The 20,373-nt window shown below is 42.5% G+C and carries 16 protein-coding genes; 7 read left to right on the forward strand and 9 right to left on the reverse strand.

The window, feature by feature from the left end; translation table 11 throughout:
* Nucleotides 1-25: 25 nt before the first annotated feature.
* The 5 genes from ACEN82_RS07780 to ACEN82_RS07800 all read right to left on the reverse strand — a co-directional run bounded on the left by ACEN82_RS07780 (nt 26) and on the right by ACEN82_RS07800 (nt 7,112).
* On the reverse strand, nt 26-1,129 hold the full coding sequence (locus ACEN82_RS07780) for an efflux RND transporter periplasmic adaptor subunit (RefSeq protein ID WP_229701564.1): 1,104 nt from the start codon (nt 1,127-1,129) through the stop codon (nt 26-28).
* A gap of 20 nt (nt 1,130-1,149) precedes the next feature.
* Nucleotides 1,150-2,424, reverse strand: a complete 1,275-nt coding sequence (locus ACEN82_RS07785) for a TolC family protein (protein ID WP_188832633.1) — start codon at nt 2,422-2,424, stop codon at nt 1,150-1,152.
* Nucleotides 2,425-2,640: 216 nt separating this feature from the next.
* Nucleotides 2,641-3,426 (reverse strand): amidohydrolase, encoded by a 786-nt coding sequence (locus ACEN82_RS07790; RefSeq protein ID WP_188832632.1) that lies wholly within the window; start codon nt 3,424-3,426, stop codon nt 2,641-2,643.
* A 177-nt stretch (nt 3,427-3,603) separates the two neighbouring features.
* Nucleotides 3,604-4,749 (reverse strand): methionine aminotransferase, encoded by a 1,146-nt coding sequence (locus tag ACEN82_RS07795; RefSeq protein WP_188832631.1) that lies wholly within the window; start codon nt 4,747-4,749, stop codon nt 3,604-3,606.
* Between the two features lie 206 nt (nt 4,750-4,955).
* Entirely contained in the window at nt 4,956-7,112 is a 2,157-nt protein-coding gene (locus ACEN82_RS07800) for an FUSC family membrane protein (protein ID WP_188832630.1), read from the reverse strand.
* 274 nt (nt 7,113-7,386) lie between these two features.
* On the opposite strand from ACEN82_RS07800, the gene ACEN82_RS07805 reads away from it, so the two are divergent.
* Nucleotides 7,387-9,963 carry a phosphoenolpyruvate carboxylase gene (locus tag ACEN82_RS07805; protein WP_188832629.1) on the forward strand — a complete coding sequence of 859 codons (2,577 nt, stop codon included), beginning with the start codon at nt 7,387-7,389 and terminating at the stop codon, nt 9,961-9,963.
* Between the two features lie 308 nt (nt 9,964-10,271).
* On the opposite strand, the gene ACEN82_RS07810 is transcribed toward ACEN82_RS07805, so the two are convergent.
* From ACEN82_RS07810 to ACEN82_RS07825, 4 genes are all read right to left on the reverse strand, one after another.
* Entirely contained in the window at nt 10,272-11,819 is a 1,548-nt protein-coding gene (locus tag ACEN82_RS07810; protein WP_090526922.1) for an alpha-N-arabinofuranosidase, read from the reverse strand.
* Between the two features lie 189 nt (nt 11,820-12,008).
* Nucleotides 12,009-12,593 (reverse strand): TlpA family protein disulfide reductase, encoded by a 585-nt coding sequence (locus ACEN82_RS07815; protein WP_176627505.1) that lies wholly within the window; start codon nt 12,591-12,593, stop codon nt 12,009-12,011.
* A 59-nt stretch (nt 12,594-12,652) separates the two neighbouring features.
* Nucleotides 12,653-13,063 carry a DUF6691 family protein gene (locus ACEN82_RS07820; protein WP_090526928.1) on the reverse strand — a complete coding sequence of 137 codons (411 nt, stop codon included), beginning with the start codon at nt 13,061-13,063 and terminating at the stop codon, nt 12,653-12,655.
* A gap of 1 nt (nt 13,064) precedes the next feature.
* Nucleotides 13,065-13,625 (reverse strand): YeeE/YedE family protein, encoded by a 561-nt coding sequence (locus tag ACEN82_RS07825; RefSeq protein WP_090526930.1) that lies wholly within the window; start codon nt 13,623-13,625, stop codon nt 13,065-13,067.
* Nucleotides 13,626-13,788: 163 nt separating this feature from the next.
* On the opposite strand from ACEN82_RS07825, the gene ACEN82_RS07830 reads away from it, so the two are divergent.
* The 6 genes from ACEN82_RS07830 (at nt 13,789) to ACEN82_RS07855 (ending at nt 20,345) form a co-directional block, all read left to right on the forward strand.
* Nucleotides 13,789-14,340: a hypothetical protein gene (locus tag ACEN82_RS07830; RefSeq protein WP_139159965.1), complete on the forward strand. Its 552-nt coding sequence runs from the start codon at nt 13,789-13,791 to the stop codon at nt 14,338-14,340.
* A 310-nt stretch (nt 14,341-14,650) separates the two neighbouring features.
* Complete coding sequence (locus tag ACEN82_RS07835; RefSeq protein ID WP_188832628.1) at nt 14,651-15,529, forward strand: transporter; 879 nt, start codon at nt 14,651-14,653, stop codon at nt 15,527-15,529.
* 30 nt (nt 15,530-15,559) lie between these two features.
* A complete protein-coding gene (locus ACEN82_RS07840; RefSeq protein ID WP_413319194.1) occupies nt 15,560-17,116 on the forward strand; it encodes a vanadium-dependent haloperoxidase in 1,557 nt (518 codons plus the stop codon).
* Nucleotides 17,117-17,145: 29 nt separating this feature from the next.
* Nucleotides 17,146-17,961 (forward strand): hypothetical protein, encoded by an 816-nt coding sequence (locus ACEN82_RS07845; RefSeq protein WP_413319192.1) that lies wholly within the window; start codon nt 17,146-17,148, stop codon nt 17,959-17,961.
* A gap of 107 nt (nt 17,962-18,068) precedes the next feature.
* Nucleotides 18,069-19,175 (forward strand): hypothetical protein, encoded by a 1,107-nt coding sequence (locus ACEN82_RS07850; RefSeq protein ID WP_413319191.1) that lies wholly within the window; start codon nt 18,069-18,071, stop codon nt 19,173-19,175.
* 93 nt (nt 19,176-19,268) lie between these two features.
* On the forward strand, nt 19,269-20,345 hold the full coding sequence (locus ACEN82_RS07855; RefSeq protein WP_413319189.1) for a hypothetical protein: 1,077 nt from the start codon (nt 19,269-19,271) through the stop codon (nt 20,343-20,345).
* Nucleotides 20,346-20,373: the final 28 nt, after the last annotated feature.

The raw sequence follows: 20,373 nt of genomic DNA on the forward strand, positions 1-20,373 counted from the left end.
CGGCAATTTTTGGTTTATCCACCTGTTAGTTGTTGCCGGCAATGGCATCATAAAAAAGCAGCTGGTTTTTTGAGATGATCTTATCACCGGCTTGCAAACCTGATGATATATAGGTGGTGTCTTCAACGGTTTTGATAACCGCTACCTGGCGCACCTTCAAATCGTCTTTATTGTTATAAACCACTACAAAGTTTTTGCTATTGTCATAAACAACGGCTTTAGCTGGTATAGCAACCGACTGCGCTTTTTCGCTGTTGGCTATTACCACACTGGTGAACATCTCCGGCTTAAGCAGCATGCCATCGTTAGGTAGTACTATTTTGATTTTCAATACCTTGTTGTCCGGATCGAGTACAGAGCTCACTGCGTCTACCTTGCCGGTAAAAACTTTATCGGGGTAGGCAATCGTAGTAACTTTGGCTGTATAACCCACTTTAACACGGCTAATGTCTGATTCAAACACGTTTGCCCAAATCCAAACATCTTTCATGTTGGAAATGGTGAACATGCTGTTATTATTATCCGGACGGATATAGCCGCCTGCCGTAATATTTTTTTCGACCACGAAACCACTTTCAGGCGCTTTGATCACCAATGTACCGCCGGGGCTGGTATTACCGCCGCCGTTGATTGCAATCTGCTCTTTTACTTTGTTGTAGGCGGCTTCGGCTTTGTTGAAATTTTCTTTAGCCTCGGTATAATCGCGCTCGCTTGAGATGCCGTTTTTGTAGAGGTATTCGGCCTGTTCAAGCTGGCGTTTGTAAATAGCAAGGTCGGATTTTGACGAGCTCAGGTCGGTATAATTACCTGCAACATCAGCGCTGCGTACAATGGCGAGGGTTTGGCCTTTGCTCACTTTATCGCCCAGCGAAACTTTTACATCTAACACCTGCCCGCTTGAAAAAGGGAATACTTTAACAACAGTGTTGTCATCATATGATACCTCGCCCGAAAGTGTAAGCTCATTTTTTATGGTAGCGATTTTGGCAGTATCGATTGTGATAATTTTAGCCATCGAATCACTCACAGTTACCTGTTTGTTTTCAACAGCGGGAGGTGTCTTGCCTTTGCAAGCGGCAAGTAGTAGCAAAGCTGAGATGCCGGAAAACAGCGTTTCTCTTTTCATCATAGTAAGTCTTAAAAGTTTAGTCAGGATTTTATTACGGTTGTGCCAACGGCAAAATTGAGGTCGGCAATTGCTTTTTGCAGGTTGAATTGCTGTTGCAATATTTTTAATTTGGTGTCCTTATAGGTGTCAAAAAAGTCTACAAACTCCACAAGGCTTATCTGGCGCTGCTGGAAGCTCTTGAGCATTGCGCCAAACAGTTTGTCGTACTGCTCATTAAAGGAGATTTGCTGGGTTGAGAACAACTGCACGTTTAGCTTATATTGATTAACAGCAGCAACTACATCATTTTTAAGCTGGAATTCATTTTGTTTCAGGGTGCTCTCTTGGCTTTTGATATTGTATTGTGCCGACTTGATATTGCCCTGGTTGCGGTTAAACAACGGTATCGGGAAACCAATTTGTAAACCATAGTAGTGCGCGGCGTAGCTGCTGTGTTGATCGTAGGATACACCTAAGGTAACATCAGGCACTGCAAGTGCTTTCTGATAAGCGAGGTTATGGGTAGCCGAACTTAACTGGTATTGGTTTGACAGGTAGTCGGGCCTGTTGGTCATGGCCTGACTAATGAGCGATTGCACATCAAGATCAACGGTTTCAACCGGCTTATCATTTATGACAGGCTGTACAAATGTGGTTTCCTTGGTTTGGAGTAATGTTTTAAGCTCTGTTTGCAGATCATTGATCTGGCGGTTATTTTCAACCATGTCATTTTGCAAACCGAACAATAGAGCTTTCAGGCGGATAAGGTCCTTCATGGAGGTATTACCTACATCAAATGATTTTTGAATAGCATTAACCAGTTCAGTGGCTGATTTAATTTCGTTTTGATAAACTAATTGCTGTGCATTCAAGGAGCCCAACTGGCTAAAATCAAGCTGCAGATTATAACGCAGGTTACGCATCAAGTCATTAAAGGCGGCTTCCTGAACTTTAGCATCGTCTTCGGCTACTTTTACCTGTTTGCCGCGTTTGCCGGCAGTGGCAAACACCTGGTTTAACTGGACAAATATTTGTCCGCCTCCGTTTGAGTGGTTGAAAAATTTATTGGTGCTGCCGTCATGAATGTTCTGATCGGTGCTTAGGGTTGGGTTATCCCATAGTTTAGCTTGTTGAATGAGCGCCTTTGAGGCATCAACATTATACTTTTGGGCAAGCAGGCTCAGGTTATTTTCAATGAACTGTTTTTCAGCATCAGGGAAAGTGATCTTTAACGTATCTGTTTGTGCTTCGGCCTTTTGTGTTAATAAACTAAAAAATAACGGTGATATAAATAGCAGGGATTTTATAGTACGCATGTTTCCTTCTTCAATTCTACAGTACAAAATTTCAAAACGGTTATGAATTTTGTATGAAGTGAAAGAAAACTAATGGTAAGAAGGGGAACTGTCTGAACTCGAATTAAACGAATTGAAGAATTTATTGAATTCTATATTCTGGCAATTCAATAAATTCTTCAAATTCCGGTTCAGATAAAATCAAGAAATCTTCAAATCCCATGAATCAGGGTTATTTCAGATATTTATTTCAAAATCATCCGCATCTTTCAAAAAAGGTAGTGCACGGCGTACTTTTTCAACCTCATCACCTATGATACTGAAAGTATAAAGGTCTTCTTCATCACGTTTATAGTAAACTACCTTACCGTTAGGATCGATACAGGTGGAATCCCCGCTATGGTAAATTTCGTTTCCATCGTGGCCTACGCGGTTAACTGCTATCACGTACGACTGGTTTTCAACCGCACGGGCAGGTATCAGGGTACGCCAGTGTGCAGCCCTGCGCTCGGGCCAGTTAGCAACCACGATGAGCAGATCGTAAGGATTAGCTTCTATATTACGCAGCCACACCGGGAAACGCAGGTCATAACAGATTACCGGGCAAATTTTCCAGCCGTTAAGTTCAACGAAAAGCTTTTTGGTGCCGGCGGTGTAGGTATTGTGTTCCTGGCCAAGTGCAAAGAGGTGACGTTTGTCGTAATGTTCATAACTGCCGTCAGGACGCATCCAGATTAACCGGTTGTAGTACTTGCCACCTTCTTTAATAATAATAGTCCCGGTTATCACACAATCATATTGTTTGGCTGTTTTTTCCATCCATTGCATGGTTTTGCCATTCATAGGCTCAGCCAATTCGGCAGCGTTCATAGTAAAACCCGTACTGAACATCTCGGGCAGTATGATGAGATCTGTTTTTTCGCGGATCCCTCCCGATAACCTGAGGGTAATATTCTGAAGATTTTTATCGGTATTTTCCCAAAAAAGGTAGCCTTGAAAAACAGTAATTTTAAGATTCTCCATAATATTTGGTTCATAGTTGATGGATCATGGATCACGGCAAAAAACGCATGATGATTGGTTGACCCATACGGATAAAACTTATACAATTTGGCTATGATCCATGAACTATGGACCATGATCCAAAATCAAACTTATGATCTGGCTATTATCCATAAACTATGGATCATTAACCAAAAATTAAACTCGAATTAACCTATCAACGGCTTTATCTAAAGTTTCTTGCCTTTTGGCGAAACAAAACCTTAACACATGGTGATCAATCCCCTTGCTGTAAAAGGCCGAAACAGGTATGGACGCTACCCCAAACTCCTTTGCCACACGGATAGAAAAGTCGGCATCTTTTTCGTCGGTAATAGAGCGGTAACTTACTGACTGAAAGTATGATCCTGAACATGGCAAAAGCTTAAAACGGCTTTGTTCAAGGCCTTTTCTAAAATAGTCGCGTTTTTCCTTGAAAAATTCGGCCAGGCCGAGATAAGTTTCTTCGTTTTTTAAATGCTCGGCGATGGCATACTGAATAGGAGTGTTTACGGCGAATACCAAAAACTGGTGGATTTTCCTGAACTCATTCATCAAATAAGCAGGCGCCATGCAATAGCCCACCTTCCAGCCAGTGGCATGAAAAGGCTTGCCAAACGATGCTACGATGAAGCTGCGCTGCTGCAGATCAGGGTAGCGGGCCATGCTGTGGTGGGTTTCGCCATCATAGATCAGGTGTTCATATACCTCATCGCTAAGGATCAGGATATCCTGGTTTTTTACCAATGCGCTCAACTCGTCAATATCTTCCTTATGCAAAATAGTTGCCGTTGGGTTATGAGGCGAGTTAAGGATGATCATTTTTGTTTTTTGGTTGATCAACCGCTTAACCATGTCCCATGCAATGCGGTAATTAGGCGGCTCAAGGGCAAGCGATTTTACAACGCCGCCCATCAGTTTTATGGCAGGGGCATAGCAGTCAAAAGCCGGCTCGAATATGATCACCTCATCGTTGGGGTGAATTACAGCACTTATAGCTGTAAAAATGGCCTGTGTACCACCGGCAGTGATGGTAATCTCTGTTTCGGGGTTATAAACCGCGCCGTAAAGCTTTTCGGTTTTTTCGGCAATACGCTCTCTTAAAGCCATGACACCAGCCATGGGCGCGTATTGATTATGCCCTTCTTTCATGGCTTTATTTACAAGCTCAATCAGGTCGGGCGAACAGTCATAATCAGGAAAACCCTGCGACAGATTTATTGCACCCAGTTCGTTGGCCAGGGCCGACATAATGGTGAATATGGTAGTTCCGGTTTGGGGTAATTTTGAAACAACAGGTATCATCAATGGCTAAAGTAGGGAAAAATCATTATGAACGTATCCCCATAACCCGGTATTTTTTGTATTTGGAAATATTTTAATTTAAAGGTTTAAACATATTGCTGTGCCATGATTTTTAGGATTAGAAGATTATTCTGATACTATAGAGAGGAGATTATAGGTCTTTACCCTACATTACCTGGCGTCAGGGCAATCCTAAATCCTCTAAATCATGGTTCAAGCAATATACTATCCGTAATCTTTGCAATATCGTAGCTGATCTTATTGATAAAGCCCAATTGCTCTTTCAACAAAGCATCTTCGGCCTGGGCTACCGGCTTTAGAGCTTCCGGGTTAACAGGGGGGATTTTACCTATATTAAATTCAATATTTTGAGCATGCAGTTTTTGACCGGTATCGTTCAAAACGGTTATACTTTTTTTGATGAGCTTCATGGCTTCGGGGTGTGCAACCGGGATTTCCTTTTTGCTTTGTGCTGATGCAATGGTAGCGATGTATGATGAAAGGATATGGTTAAGCACCACAAATTTATGTACATCCTTTATTTTACGCTGTTTGCTTTTAGGTTCTGATGTCATGCGCTCAAAAGCGGCCGAAAGGTTGGCCGATTTTACATAAACCTCTTTACGCGCCAGCTTATAAGTTGTAATGCTGATCATTTTGCCCGAAATGCTTTCGGCAATGGTAACCAGGTAATTGATGTTGGCTACAATGACGTCCCGAAGCGTTTCCTGGATCTGTTCAAACTCCCAGGTTGGGAAAATGAGGTAGCTGGCTACCAGGGCAATGGTTGAGCCAATAATAGTATCGATGATCCTTTCCTGCGCCACATTTAACAGTCCCACACCTAAAAACTTGAATAGGATAAGCACATACGGGGTCATGAAAATTACGCTCACTACATAATTAAGCCGTTGAAAACTGTAGGCGCCCATCATAAATATCACCAGGAAAATAAACTGCACAGTAAGATTAGGGATAAAGGTAAGTATGGCTATACCTATAACACCACCGCCAATGGTGCCTATTAAACGCTGGTAGTTACGCTGTTTTGAAAGACTAAACCCGGGCTTCAATATTACAATGATGGTAAGCAGTACCCAATAGCTGTGATGGCCTAATGAAACCAATTTAGCTGTGATAAAGCCTACCAAACATACCAACGCTACACGCAGGGCATGTTTGAATGCGCCGGATGCCAGCGTAAAGTTGTCGAAAAAAATATGCGGTGCAAAATCCTGGTGGGTAACAAAAGCCGAATACTCCACATCACCTTTGGGCTCATTTAATGATTCGGCGGCTTTTGAGCTGTAGTACTTGTAAATATTGTTGATCCCCTCGCTAAGTGAACGCAGGTTTACCAGCACCTTTTTAAGCACCAGATTGCTGGTTTCCTGGTTGTTTTTTCCGATGGAGTCGATCTTTACTTTTAGCTTCTCCAACTCAATTGTAAAATCGGTAAGATGGCGGCGGCGTGTGTTGGATAATATAATATAGGCTATATCGTCAAGCTCATCGGCCATATTATGGATAATACGGGCTATTTCGGTTAGTACGCCGGTGTCTTTGAATTTTTCGCGAATGTGGTTGTAATCATAGTGCGTGGCCATGATCTGTTCGTAAATATCAACAAGGTCCACAAAGGTGAGTACCAGGATCCTGCTTGGTGCTGTTGATTCGCGGGCCATGATGCGGCTTTTAAAAAGCAGTTCGCGCACAGCATCCTGGTGCTGGCTCACCTGAATTTGTTTGGAAACCAGCTTGCGGTAGTTTTCGTCGATATCGGTATCCGATAAATAAAAATCGGCTTTGATGCGTAAAAAACGTGCTATATCGGTCACATTTTCGCCAAGGGCCTGCTGCGCCGCGCGGTAAGGGCGGATACCGAAAAACAACAAACTGAAGATCATATACCAAACACCGCCTGCTAAGATAGTCGCACTATAACCCAATACCTCGGGAGCTGTCAATGCCTTATCCATCATAAAGATCATGATCAATAATGATGAAGTACCTACGGATGCTGCCCTGTTGCCATAAACCGTAAACATGGAAAACAAAAAAGCGAAGAAGGTGATCTCGAAGCCAAGGGTAAATACATTGAGCCGAGCAAACCCGGTAATAGCGGCAACCAAAAATAAACATAGGTTGCCGGCCGCCATAGCATTACGCTTGTGCGATACCGGCCCGGGAGTATCTATAACGCAGATACACAATGCGCCCAGTGAAAGTGTGAGGCCCAGATCAAACTTATCAAACTGCATTAGGAGCAGTGAGGGCAATAAAATGCCTATACAAATGCGGATCCCATCAGAAAAATATTGACTGTAAAAGAAACTTTTTATCTCCCTGATGTTTATAGACATGGTAGCAGTAGCTTTGTAAATAACAGAACTATTATAAGCAATTTTGTTTGTTCGGCCTGTTTTTATTAAATATAATTTATTGGCCTAAAATGACGTTTCAAATTTACATAATTTTAATTTATGTATCTGTTTTTGATAAAAATGGCATTAATTGAAGATTTGTGTTAATAAATATTTACTTTTTGATGAAATTAAATTAAAGATCAGTAAATTCACCCCCCGGAAAAGGCCAAAAGCTAAACCAATCAATTTTACCTCAATTTAATTTTTTACTATGTCGCCAACGTTAAAACTCAGCCAAAGAGAAGCAGCCTTCAATAACGAGGTTGTTACCCGATTTGAGTTATATAACAGTTTGTTTCAAACACTTCCGTTTTACCAGGTAAAGGATACAGGGATCTTATTACCGTTTTTCAGTTCACATTGTGAGAAAGGCGCTATCACCCATGATTCGCCGACAGATATTATCGAGTCGTTTTTTGAAAAGTATGTACCGGATATCGATCATCGCGAGCAGATTAACCGCATGTTTAGGTTTATTCAGTACATTGAACGGCAGGTGGTTTTATTTGACGCCATTGAAGATTCCTCATTTAATAAAATAGGTAAGTTTGATGACAGTGGTACCCTGCAAAGCTTGTTGCAGCATGCAGCCATCAGTGATGAAAGCCGGCAGGATATCAGTGACAAATTAAAAGATTTTTCGTTACGCCTGGTGCTTACTGCTCACCCCACGCAGTTTTATCCAGGTACGGTGCTTGGCATCATGACGGATTTAATTGAAGCTGTAAAAACCAATGATATCAATAATATTGATGTATTGCTGCAGCAATTAGGTAAAACGCCATTCTTTAATAAAACATCGCCAACGCCGGTTGATGAAGCTATCAGCCTTTCCTGGTTCCTGGAAAATATATTTTATCATGCCGTATCTGGGATCCAGTCAAAACTGGAAGAGGAGTTTGATATCGACGCCGCAAGCCGTCAGATACTGGAACTTGGTTTTTGGCCGGGTGGCGACCGTGATGGTAACCCTAACGTAACAACCCAAACCACTAAAGAAGTTGCCAGCTTTTTAAGACAGCGCCTGTTCAGGTGTTACTACCGGGATTTCAGGGTACTTAAACGCCGAATTACTTTCCGCGGTGTTGAAGGGGCCATGACTAAACTGGAAACGCTGTTTTACAAAAACGCTAATGAACAGTTAACCCCGGTTGATCTTCAAGGCGAACTGCTGGAGTTGCTGCTTTCTATAAAAGAAGTTATCCTTCGGGATCACGATGGTTTGTTTGTGAATATTGTTGAGGATATGATCCAGAAGGTACGCCTTTTTGGATGTTATTTTGCAACACTTGATATCAGGCAGGACAGCCGTATTTTACGTAAGGTGTTTGAATATGGAACCCAAAATATTGACACAGGCGTAGCGGAAGGTTATTCGGAACTAAGTGAAGAAGATAAAATAAAGAGCATCACTTTTAAAGAGGCCGATTTTGTTTGCCCTAAAGAGGAAAAAGATGCTATGATCCACGATACACTGGATACCATCAGGTTGGTTAAGCAAATTCAACAGGGTAATGGTGAAAGGGCGTGCCAGCGCTTCATTATCAGTAACTGTCAGCGCGCTTCGGATATTTTGCAGTTGATTAACCTGTTTTTATGGAGCGGGTGGAAAAAAGACAGCTTAAGCATTGATTTTATGCCGCTGTTTGAAACCGTGAACGATCTGGAACATGCTGCAGGCATCATGGAACAGTTGTATACACATCCGTTTTATGCAGAACATTTAAAAAACAGGGGGAGCCAGCAAACAATCATGCTTGGTTTCTCCGACAGTACTAAAGATGGCGGTTACCTGATGGCTAACTGGTCAATATATAAAGCTAAAGTTGAGCTTACCGCGATGGCCCGCAAATACGGCATCCAGCTGGCGTTTTTTGATGGCAGGGGAGGGCCGCCTGCCCGCGGTGGTGGTAAAACACACCGTTTCTATGCATCGATGGGTAAAGAGATTGCTAACGAGCATATCCAGTTAACTATACAAGGGCAAACCGTTAGTTCGCAATATGGTTCGGTTGAAACGGCCCAATTTAATATGGAGCAGCTGATCAATGCAGGTATTATTTCAGCATTGCACCCCAACCGTAACGATCTGCTGGATAGCCGTCACAAGGAACTCATTCAGCAAATGGCCGACGTGAGCTACAAGCTGTTTATCGATCTGCGCGCACATCCGCTGTTTGTTGAATACCTTGAAAAATTCAGTCCGCTGAAATTATTGTCGAGGATTAATATCAGCAGCCGCCCAACTAAACGTAATGCAGGGGCTCAATTGAAACTGGAAGACCTTAGGGCTATCAGTTTTGTAACTTCATGGAGCCAGTTAAAGCAAAGTATCCCCGGTTTTTATGGTGTGGGTACAGCACTTAAACAGGTTAAAGAAACTGGCGGTTGGGACGAGATTAAAGAGCTTTATCAAACCTCAGGCTTCTTTAAAACTATGCTGGATAACTGTATGATGTCGATGTCGAAGTCGGACTTCAGGGTTACAGCGTACCTGGAACAGGATGAAAAATTTGGCACCTTCTGGAAAATGCTTCGCGATGAGTTTATTCTTACCCGCGAAATGCTTCTTGAACTAACCGGCAGCACCGTACTGATGGAAGAATACCCGGTTGAGCGCCGTTCTATCGCTATTCGCGAAAAAATAGTGTTACCGTTGGTGATCATTCAGCACTACGCCCTGCAATGTATCAATTATGAAAAGGATACTGAGCTTAATGATGTTTATAACAAGCTGGTGATCCGTACGGTTTACGGTATTGTAAATGCCGGGCGCAATTTGGCTTAAGAGTTTATTGTTTTAATTTATATCCCCATCCACCTGTTAGCAATAGCAGGTGGATTTTTTTTTGATTTAATTATATGATCATGATGGGCTGCGTCAAAAGCTTTCAAAGGTTTTGACATTTAGTCTGAAAAGCCTCTGCCGTCAAACTTTAAGAAAAAACCGTGAGCCATTATAAAGTTAAAAGCAGAATACGTAAAGCTTAAAACTAATAAGTTGGTTATCCGTGTTTGTTCAATTGCTTTATATGCAAAAAAAGACCGCATCATTTGTATATGATGCAGCCTCTTTTGTATTTAGGGGAAAGGATTTTATTTCAATTCGAGCGTTACGATTGATTTTGCAGGCAGATTTACTACCAATTTGTCACCATCTTTTTTAGCGCCGGTAAAAGCGTTAAGGTGAATTTTGTTGGCATCTTTAAATGTATTAATATCTGTTAATTTAGCCGAAGTTAATACCTGGCCGCTAACGGTTTGCCATTTTATATCGCTTAGGTTGGTTGTAATAGTAATGGTATTGTGCGGATCAAGGTTAACTAATGAGATGTGTACCTTGCCGGCCGCATCCTGCGAAGCAGATGCATTTACAGCTTCAATTTTTTTGCCGTCAACTTCGTAATCAGGTACGCTCAACTTAATGGGCAGATATTTGGCATCCTGGTGTACTTTATACATATCAAATACATGATAGGTAGGCGTAAGCACCATTTTTTCTTTATCAGTTAATATCAACGCCTGCAGTACGTTGATGGCTTGTGCAAGTGCAGCCATTCTAACGCGGTCGCTATGGTTATTGAATATATTAAGCGTTGTGCCTGCTATTAAAGCATCGCGCAAGCTATTTTGTTGATACAGAACACCCCAGTTGCCGGGTTCCGGATCGGTCCAGATGCCCCATTCGTCAACAACGAGGGCCACTTTTTTATCCGGGTCATATTTATCCATAATGGCCGAATGTTTGGTAACCAGTTCCTCCATTTTAAGGCAATTTACCATAGTGCTGAAGTATTCTTTTTCGTCAAAGTTAGTTGCCGAACCTTTTTTGCCCCAATTACCTGTTGGTATGGTATAATAATGCAACGATAAACCTGCCATCATACCGCTCGAGATGTTTTTCATGCAAACCTCCGTCCAGCGGTAATCATCTGCATTCGGTCCGCTGGCTATTTTATTTAATTTAGCGCCGGGGTAATCTTTAGCGAATGAAGCATATCGTTTAAAAAGGTCGGAGTAATATTCAGGTGTCATATTACCGCCGCAACCCCAGCTTTCGTTACCTACGCCCCAAAATGTTACTTTATAAGGAGCTGGATGCCCATTCTTTTTGCGTTCCTGTACTACCGTACTGCTGCTGTTTGAGTTAAGATATTCTATCCATTTCGACATTTCGTCAACCGTGCCGCTGCCAACGTTACCGGCAATATAAGGTTCACAACCCAGTAAATCACAAAGTTCCAAAAACTCATGCGTACCAAAGCTATTATCTTCGGTAACACCGCCCCAATTAGTATTTACCATGCGTGGGCGCGCGGTAGCCGGACCAATACCATCGCGCCAGTGATACTCGTCGGCAAAGCATCCGCCGGGCCAGCGCAGGTTAGGGATCTTTATCTTTTTGAGGGCATCAACAATATCAAGCCTGATGCGGTCCTGTTTTTTTACAGGGAGGGTTTTATCAACCCAAAAACCTCCATAAATACCACGGCCAAGGTGTTCGGCAAATTGACCATAAATGTGTTTGCTAATGGTTGTTTTTGAATCGGTACTGATATTAAGTGTACCTGTTTGCCCGAAGGATGCCGAGCTCAATAAGGACAAAGCGATAACGCCGAGGTGTAAAAACGGGTTCTTTTTCATTGAAACTTAGGATTTAACTAATTGTGCAGTAAAGAAAAGAAAAAAAATGAGAATAAGTGTTAAAAGAACAATAAAAAATATTGACCATGATTAGCTTGATTAAAGGATTACCTTGAATTATAAGCATAATTGAATAAAACCGGTGGTTAGCCTTTAAGAAAAGTATTATCAGGGAATCCTTTAATCAAGCTAATCAAGGTTCCTCATAAATTTTTCAAATTCTTCGCTGCTATAATCTGCCGCGCCGGAGTGCTTATAAATAAGCATGCCCTCTTTATCAAATACGAGGGTAGTAGGGATAGTGCCATCCAGTAAAGTGCCGGGTACATTGCTCATTTGTATATATAAAGGTAGGTCGTAGTTGTTTTTAAGCATAAAAGCTTTGGCTTTGGGCAGGTCGTTATCTACATCAACCAAAAGAAAGGCTACTTTTGGATCGTTCCTGAATTTTTTGTAGAGTTCATTTACTTTGGGCATTTCGGCGATGCAGGGAGGGCACCAGGTAGCCCAATAGTTTATAAATACCACTTTAGATTTTAAGGTGCTTAACGATATGGTATTACCGGTTGCATCTTTAAACTGGATATCCGGTACATTGGTAACATTTTCGGGATGCTTAACGTATCCCCCGGGATCGGGCTGGAAAAAGCCCAGCGACATCAATCCCCTGATCAGATGGCCTTTTGCATTTGGATTAAAAATTACCAACAACGCCAATGCCATAATGAGGATGCTGAAAATATTTGAAACCGGGATCTTTTTTTGTTGGCTCATGAAGTGATATTAAGGGCTTGTAAATTCTTTGCTGCTTTGCGCCTTTGCATGAAATTAATTTAATGTTGTAATTTTTCTCTGAGCAAGCCATAAACCCATGTCCCCAAAATAGCGCTTAAAAGCGTAACCGAAGTGACCAAAAAGCCGCTTCCAATCTGCGCAAACAACGGACCGGGGCAGGCACCTGTAATTGCCCAGCCTAAACCAAATATCAACCCGCCATATACGTTGCCCCAGCTAAATTTTTTGTCGGGAATAACGATGGCATCGCCGGTAAGGGTTTTGATCTTATAGCGTTTAATGATCATAACAGAGATCATCCCTACAATAATAGCGCTGCCAATGATACCATACATATGAAACGATTGAAGCCTGAACATTTCCTGGATCCTGAACCACGATATCACTTCTGATTTCACCAGCACTATGCCAAAAAGGAGGCCTGCAAATAGGTATTTGATATTGCGCATATTATAAATGTAATAGGTAGGGTAAAATAAACCAGGTCATGATAAAGCCGCCTGCCATAAAACAGCATGTTGCCACAAGGGATGGCCCCTGCAGGTTGGAGATGCCCATAATGGCGTGGCCTGATGTGCAGCCGCCTGCATACCGGGTGCCAAAGCCTACCAAAAAGCCGCCTATCACCATAAAAATAAAACCTCTTAAGGTAAGGAGCTGATCGAAGCTAAAAACATCTTTTGGCAGTAACCCGTTAAAATCCTTAACGCCCTGTTGCCGCAACACAGCGTGGGTTTGCGGATTAATATCGACCGGGTGATTGGCTGATAAAAATTCCGCGGATATGAAGCCTCCTAAAACGATGCCGGCAACAAAAAACAGGTTCCAGCTTTCCTTTTTCCAATCGTACTTAAAAAAGGAAATATTAGCCGGAATGCATGCCGCGCAGATATGTCTCAGTGATGATGAGATACCAAAAGTTTTATTTCCGATAATAAGCAGGGCAGGTACAATAAGGCCTATCAGCGGGCCGGCTACATACCAGGGCCAGGGTTGGGTTATCAGATCCATAGTTTACGGGTTAATACCCGCAAATATATCTAATGTAGATTGGCAAAATCCTAATTAGGCTGGCGTTTAATTGTGATTGATACAATTTTACTTTTTATTTGTTTTAACAATATTGTTACATATATTTACTGGCAATTATATACCCTAACAAAAATTTCTTTTGGTGAAGAAGCTTATAGCGATACTTTTATTAAACGTACATCTGTTCAATTTGGGCGGATACAGTTTAGTATTTGAGTATTTTATTCACCGGTCCGAAGTGCAAATTGTTAAGCAGATCTATGAAAATAAGGTTGACGCTACCAAACTTGTAGAGATCAAGATTCCTGTACATCTTCCAAAAATCCACAGTTGGAACGGGTACGTGCGCGATCAGGGCCAGTTACAATTAAAAGGTGTTTACTACAACTACCTGCGTTATAAAGTTACACAGGATACCATGTCATTTATTTGTATAGCCAATAGTGTTAAAACCCGTTTGGTTAATGCAAACCTCATTATTGCTAAAGAAATAAGCGATGTGCCCTTAAGTAAAAAGGGGCATGATTCATCGCAAAAAAAGATAAACGCTGGAGGCGAATACAGCTTCCAGATTATGCATTACCAATTCTTATCTTACGGAAGGACATTAAAGGTAAAACCACGCCCTATAGCCTACCATGTAAATTCACCCTTCATCGAGTCACCCGGCAAGCCGCCAAACTCTGCCTGCTGATTATTGCCTGTAAATTATGAGTTAAATTGATTTGTGTGCCTGTATTTTAAGGATACAAACCGTTTTTATCATTTGGCTTTTTGGACTGCACATTGTCTGCGCGCCCTATTTAGGGACAATAGCTTCTTTTTTTACGGCTTTGATCATGCTCTTTAATGCTGAGATATTATCAACAATCGGTGGTTAAGCGATTTCAGTTGATAATGTTGATCCGGCTTTTGTTTTACCATTTTTTTATACCCTTTATTTAAACGTAATGAAATTTATGTCGCTGTATTTTTACAGATGTTGTATTGTAGTTTCTTTTTTAATGGCTGTTGCACAATGTGCCAAAGCCCAAACCGATGCTGACGCATTGATGATCCCTAAAAATTATTTTTGTGCTGCCGCAGTATACACCCATGGGAGTTGGGACCACTACTGGGAGGGTACCTTTAAAAGGGATAATCCAAATTTGGGCACTGTAAGTACCAATGTTTACAGTCTGGGTGGAAATTATGGTCTTTCAAACCGGATCAACCTGCTATTTATGGTGCCTTACGTAACCACCAACGCCTCTGCGGGTACTTTAAGGGGCGAAAAGTCATTTCAGGACCTTATGGTTTCATTTAAATGGATGGCGGTAAAAGAAGAGATAGGCCGCGGTTTATTCAGCGTTCATGCAATTGCTACAGGTAGTTTGCCGTTAGCCAATTATGAGGCCGATTATTTACCCCTATCTGTAGGTTTACATAGTAAAAGTGTAGCGCTCCGTGCGTTGCTTAACTATCAAACAGGCAGATTCTTTGTGGCAGGCTCAGGTCAGTACATTCGCCGCGATAATATTACTATCGATAGAAATTCATACTACACTACCGAAATGCATTACACCAATGAGGTGCAGTTACCAAACGCTACCAACTTTATGTTTAGCAGCGGCTACCGCAGCCTCAAATTTAATGCCGAGGCCACTTTTACAAAGATTACAAGCACAAGCGGCTTTGATATCCGTAAAAACGATATGCCTTTTCCAAGTAACCGCATGAATAGCACAGCTGTTGGTTTAATATTGAAATACAGTTTCCAGTCTATCAGCGGACTTGAGTTTACTGCAGGCGGTAACTATGTTTTAAACGGACGTAATGTAGGCCAAACCCGGTCGGGATTTGCAGGTGTGTACTATGTGTTTAGCACCAAAAAGGAGAAGTAATAACAGGTTGGACAATCAATGATCAATGAAATGAAAAAAACTATACTTAATATATTTACAATCACAGCTTTGGCGGCGGTAACCTTTAGCTCATGCCGAAAGGATATTTTAGACCGTACTTCGCTGTATCCCGCACTTAAACCCTCAAATCTTGACCTTACTGCCGATACCTGGAACCCCGTGCTTGTTAAAGATTTTAGTGTGTTGAACGTAGGCGCGCCTGATGCTGTTACATCACCGGCCTATGTAGCCGATCTGAACGAGATCAAAGGATTACAGAAAAATCTAACCAGTGATCAGCAGTCAAAGATCCAATATTGGAGCGCGGGCTCTGTATTAAGATGGAATGAGATTTTGCGCGAACTGGTAGCCAAACATAATATACCACCGTACCAGAACCCTGATGGTACTTATCCGGCTCCAAGTTCTACCAATCCTTTTAATTACCCCGAATTTCCGTTTTCAAACCCACCTTATGCTGCACGTGCCTACGCTTATGTAAGTGCTGCACAATATGATGCGCTGATAGCTGCATGGCATTTCAAAAACGTTTATAAACGTACGGCACCATATAAAAATGACTCGGGTGTTAAAGCACTGATCCCGACATCCGACCTGCCTTCGTACCCAAGCGAGGACGCGGTAGTATCTGGTGCGACATCTGAGATCATGAAATTATTATTCCCTGCGGATGTAGCCTATATACAACAAAAGGTTGATGAAGAAAGATTATACAGGATGGCATCAGGAGCTAATACCCGTGGCGAATTTGCTGCCGGCGAATCGTTAGGCAGGCAGGTAGCTGCCATATTTGCCACCCGCGCCCGTAATGATGGTGCAGGCAAAGCAGGCGGTTCTCCCGCTATCTGGAAAAGCTTTGAAACTATCACCGCTGCAAAAGGCGAGCAATTTTGGGTGAGCCTGGAAACCCCCAAAAGGCCACCGATGCTGCCGTTGTTTTCAAAAGTTACGCCTTTCTTGTTCGATTCAACTACTGTAGCTGCAATCAGACCTCCGGCTCCGTACGCAACAAATTCGGCCGAATTTAAAAAAGAAACAGAAGAAGTATTGTCATTCAGTAAAGACCATAGCCGCGATCATGAAGAGCTGGTTGCTTTCTGGGCCGATGGCGCCGGTACTTATACGCCTACAGGTCACTGGAATGCTATTGCAGCTGATGAATTTGTAAAACAAAATTACAGCGAAGTACGCTGGGCACGTAACTTTGCATTATTGAATATGGCCGAAATGGACGCCGCTATTGTATGTTGGGATACTAAATATTTTTACTTTAACCAACGCCCGTCGCAGGCTAACCCAAATATCAAAACATTAACCGGCGTGCCAAATTTTCCGGCGTATACGTCAGGTCACTCTAACTTTAGCGGTGCGGCTGCTACTGTGCTAACCTATTTGCTGCCTGATAGGGGGAGTAAATTTACCGATATGGCGCATGCGGCGGCTATGTCGAGGTTGTATGGGGCTATTCATTATCGTAGCGACTGCGAAGTTGGTTTGGTAACCGGAAATAAAGTTGGCCAATACGCAGTTAACAGAGGTAAGGCGGATGGTGCCGATGCGAAATAACAGGATGTTGAATTGAGGACGAATAAACAATGCGCGGCTTAACAAACGATCAGAAAATATATCACACGCTTCGGCTCGCAGTAGTTATGTGCTTTATAGGGCACGGTTGCTTTGGTATTATTACCAAACAAATCTGGTGTAACTACTTTGGTGTTTTCGGTATAGGTAAAGAAATGGCCTATACACTGATGCCTTATGTAGGTACCGTGGATATATTAATGGGTATTTCCATGCTGGTTTATCCGACCCGTGCCATAGCTGCATGGCTGGTGGTTTGGGGACTGGCTACTGCATCTATGCGCCCACTGTCGGGCGAACCTTTTGCCGAGTTCATTGAACGTGCCGGCAACTATGGTGCACCGTTTGCTTTACTGTTGGTACAGGGAGGGTTCCCATTAGGTAAAAAACAATGGCTTGCCCGTATGGATGATAATGTTAGTATCAATGCCGAAACCCTGGCTAAAGTTATTACCTGGTTAAGGGTGTTTGCATTTTTGCTGCTAATAGGCCATGGCTGGCTCAACCTTATCCAAAAGCAAGGTTTATTAAGTCAATACCATACGCTTGGTTTTGCCGATCCGGCTAAAACGGCTCAGTTTGTTGGCTTGTTTGAAGTGCTGGCTGCGTTAACAGTGCTTATTCGTCCTTTTAAAAATATACTCCTCGTTTTTATTATATGGAAAATATCCAGCGAGCTCTTTTATCCAAAATACGAAATGTTTGAGTGGATAGAACGCGGCGGCAGCTACGGTGTATTGCTGGCCTTATGGTTTGCGGTTAAAAAAGCACCGGCTGGTTATATTCTCTGGCCTTTTAAACATACATCACATTTAAGAGCAAGCTAAATCATCAAAACATAAAAAAGCTTATTGAACAGGTTGAAAAATCACCCTGCTTTGTAAACATATTAACTAAACAATTGCAAATGCACACAAATACTTTTAATAATACTATGAAAAAACTGGTACTGAAATTTATTGGCGTTACAATGGTCATCATATTTGCAACCTTTGCAAAGGCAAATGCACAAGGCTGCGTTGCCATCAGGAGCACAGGCGGCTTATGCACTATGGATGAACATCCTGATAGTGTTTCCAACAATGGCAGCTGGTTGTTAAACAGCAATAACCGTTACTTTCGCTCATATAAACACTTTGTTGGTACCAAGGAGCAAAAACAACGAATTCAACAAGGAACTAATGTAATTAATCATTCATATACACAGGATCTTACTTTAACCCGCATATTTAATAACCGTTGGTCGTTTGCTGTTGATTTACCTATAGTTGATAACAGCCGTTCATCATTATATGAGCATGGAGGTAAGGAGCGTTTGGAAACACATTCCTTTGGTTTGGGCGATGTACGTTTAACCGCTTACGCCTGGTTGCTAAACCCAGCAAAAGCCCGCCGCGGAAATATCCAGGTTGGTTTGGGTTTAAAACTGCCAACCGGAAACTACAACTATCAGGATTATTTTTATCATACAGCTGCCAACGATGGCAAAACGCTTGGCCCGGTTGATCAATCCATTCAGTTGGGTGACGGCGGAACCGGTATCACCACCGAGATTAATACGTACTATAATTTCACACACAGTTTTGGCCTGTATGGCGGCTTTTACTACCTGATTAGTCCAAGGGAACAGAATGGTGTATCATCGGCCCGTGGCGGTACACCAAGTGCCAAAGCAGTTGCTAACGGCAGCGATGTTATGAGCGTGCCCGACCAGGTAATGATCCGCGGCGGTGCAAGCTATGGCATCAGTAAGTTTGATTTTTCGGCCGGCGTACGTTATGAATGTTTGCCCGTGCATGATCTTGTAGGGGGGAGTAATGGCTTCCGCAGGCCCGGATATATCATCTCTGCCGAGCCGGGTGTTACTTACCGTGTTAAATCATTTTCAATTTATGCTTTTGTACCTGTAGCATTAAAACGCGACCGCACACAAAGCGTACCGGATAAAATTTCGACGAGCTTAACAGGAACTTATACCCAGGGTGATGCCGCATTTGCCGATTATGCCATTAACGTGGGGATAACTTTTAGGATTAAATAGAAAATTGGTTTTGTTGATTTTAAAGCCGGGATTGAGACCCCGGTTTTATTTAACCACTACTTATAAGGTGCAATTACATTTAAACAACATATTATGAAACATACTTTACAATTTCTCTTTTGCATAGCGACGTGCCTGCTGCTTACCTATACCGGTGTACACGCGCAAGGCTGCGTTGCCATTAAAGGAGATGGCCCGTTCAGTAACATGGAACATACTACGCAGGACACTTCATACAAAGGTTGGGAGCTCACCGCTTCATGGCGCTATTTTAAATCGTTTCGCCACTTTAAGGGCAGCGACGAGCAGAAGCAGCGCCTGGTGATAGGTAACGAGGTGATCAACCATCAGCATACTTTTGATCTAAATCTTACCCGTAATTTTAACCAGTATTGGTCAGTATCTGTTGGTGTACCTTATCTTGTTAATACCCGCTCTTCATTATATGAGCACGGCGGTAAAGAGCGCCATAATTCATACTCGCAGGGTATTGGCGATGCCCGCATCGTTGTTAACAGGTGGTTGTTTGATAGCCGTAAAACCAAAGGAAATATCCAGGTTGGTTTAGGTATCAAGTTGCCTACCGGCGATTTTAATTATAAATCACATTTTTACAATGTCATCCCTTCCGAGCGCCCTGTTGATCAATCCATTCAGTTAGGCGATGGCGGCCTGGGCATCATTGCCGAAGCAAACGGTTACCTGGGTTTTGGCAGCGGCTTTAGCGGGTATACTAACTTGTACTATATGAGTAATCCGCGCAATACCAACGGCACCCGTACTTATCGCGAAACATTGAGCGCTACGCTTGCAAACGAAGCTATTTCAAGCGTGCCTGATCAGTATCTTGCCCGTTTAGGTGTTAACTACACCATAGCGCATGTGTTCACTATATCAGCAGGCGGTCGTATTGAGGGGATCCCTGTTCATGACCTGATCGGTAAAAGCGATGCTTTCCGCCGTCCGGGTTATATCATTTCTGCAGAGCCTGCCCTGAGCTATGCATTTAAAAGGGTAAATATCTTTGCCAGCGTGCCCATCGCCCTGAAACGCGACCGCACACAAAGTGTTACTGATAAAGAAAACTCGATAGCCACCGGTAAATACGTTATCGGCGACGCGGCATTTGCCGATTATGCTATCAATTTTGGTGTGTCGTTTAAATTTTGAGATTATATATATTACTTAGTTGATTTGG

The sequence above is a fragment of the Mucilaginibacter sp. Mucisp73 genome, assembly GCF_059491465.1.

What these genes read in the sequence shown, in the direction of transcription:
- ACEN82_RS07800 (WP_188832630.1), bottom strand. Translation starts at nt 7,112, where the DNA reads ATGTCTATAAACATCAGGGAGATAAAAAGTTTCTTTTACAGTCAATAT.
- ACEN82_RS07835 (WP_188832628.1), top strand. Translation starts at nt 14,651, where the DNA reads ATGGCTGTTGCACAATGTGCCAAAGCCCAAACCGATGCTGACGCATTG.
- ACEN82_RS07805 (WP_188832629.1), top strand. Translation starts at nt 7,387, where the DNA reads ATGTCGCCAACGTTAAAACTCAGCCAAAGAGAAGCAGCCTTCAATAAC.
- ACEN82_RS07825 (WP_090526930.1), bottom strand. Translation starts at nt 13,625, where the DNA reads ATGGATCTGATAACCCAACCCTGGCCCTGGTATGTAGCCGGCCCGCTG.
- ACEN82_RS07850 (WP_413319191.1), top strand. Translation starts at nt 18,069, where the DNA reads ATGAAAAAACTGGTACTGAAATTTATTGGCGTTACAATGGTCATCATA.
- ACEN82_RS07790 (WP_188832632.1), bottom strand. Translation starts at nt 3,426, where the DNA reads ATGGAGAATCTTAAAATTACTGTTTTTCAAGGCTACCTTTTTTGGGAA.
- ACEN82_RS07855 (WP_413319189.1), top strand. Translation starts at nt 19,269, where the DNA reads ATGAAACATACTTTACAATTTCTCTTTTGCATAGCGACGTGCCTGCTG.
- ACEN82_RS07785 (WP_188832633.1), bottom strand. Translation starts at nt 2,424, where the DNA reads ATGCGTACTATAAAATCCCTGCTATTTATATCACCGTTATTTTTTAGT.
- ACEN82_RS07845 (WP_413319192.1), top strand. Translation starts at nt 17,146, where the DNA reads ATGCGCGGCTTAACAAACGATCAGAAAATATATCACACGCTTCGGCTC.
- ACEN82_RS07820 (WP_090526928.1), bottom strand. Translation starts at nt 13,063, where the DNA reads ATGCGCAATATCAAATACCTATTTGCAGGCCTCCTTTTTGGCATAGTG.
- ACEN82_RS07840 (WP_413319194.1), top strand. Translation starts at nt 15,560, where the DNA reads ATGAAAAAAACTATACTTAATATATTTACAATCACAGCTTTGGCGGCG.
- ACEN82_RS07780 (WP_229701564.1), bottom strand. Translation starts at nt 1,129, where the DNA reads ATGATGAAAAGAGAAACGCTGTTTTCCGGCATCTCAGCTTTGCTACTA.
- ACEN82_RS07810 (WP_090526922.1), bottom strand. Translation starts at nt 11,819, where the DNA reads ATGAAAAAGAACCCGTTTTTACACCTCGGCGTTATCGCTTTGTCCTTA.
- ACEN82_RS07795 (WP_188832631.1), bottom strand. Translation starts at nt 4,749, where the DNA reads ATGATACCTGTTGTTTCAAAATTACCCCAAACCGGAACTACCATATTC.
- ACEN82_RS07815 (WP_176627505.1), bottom strand. Translation starts at nt 12,593, where the DNA reads ATGAGCCAACAAAAAAAGATCCCGGTTTCAAATATTTTCAGCATCCTC.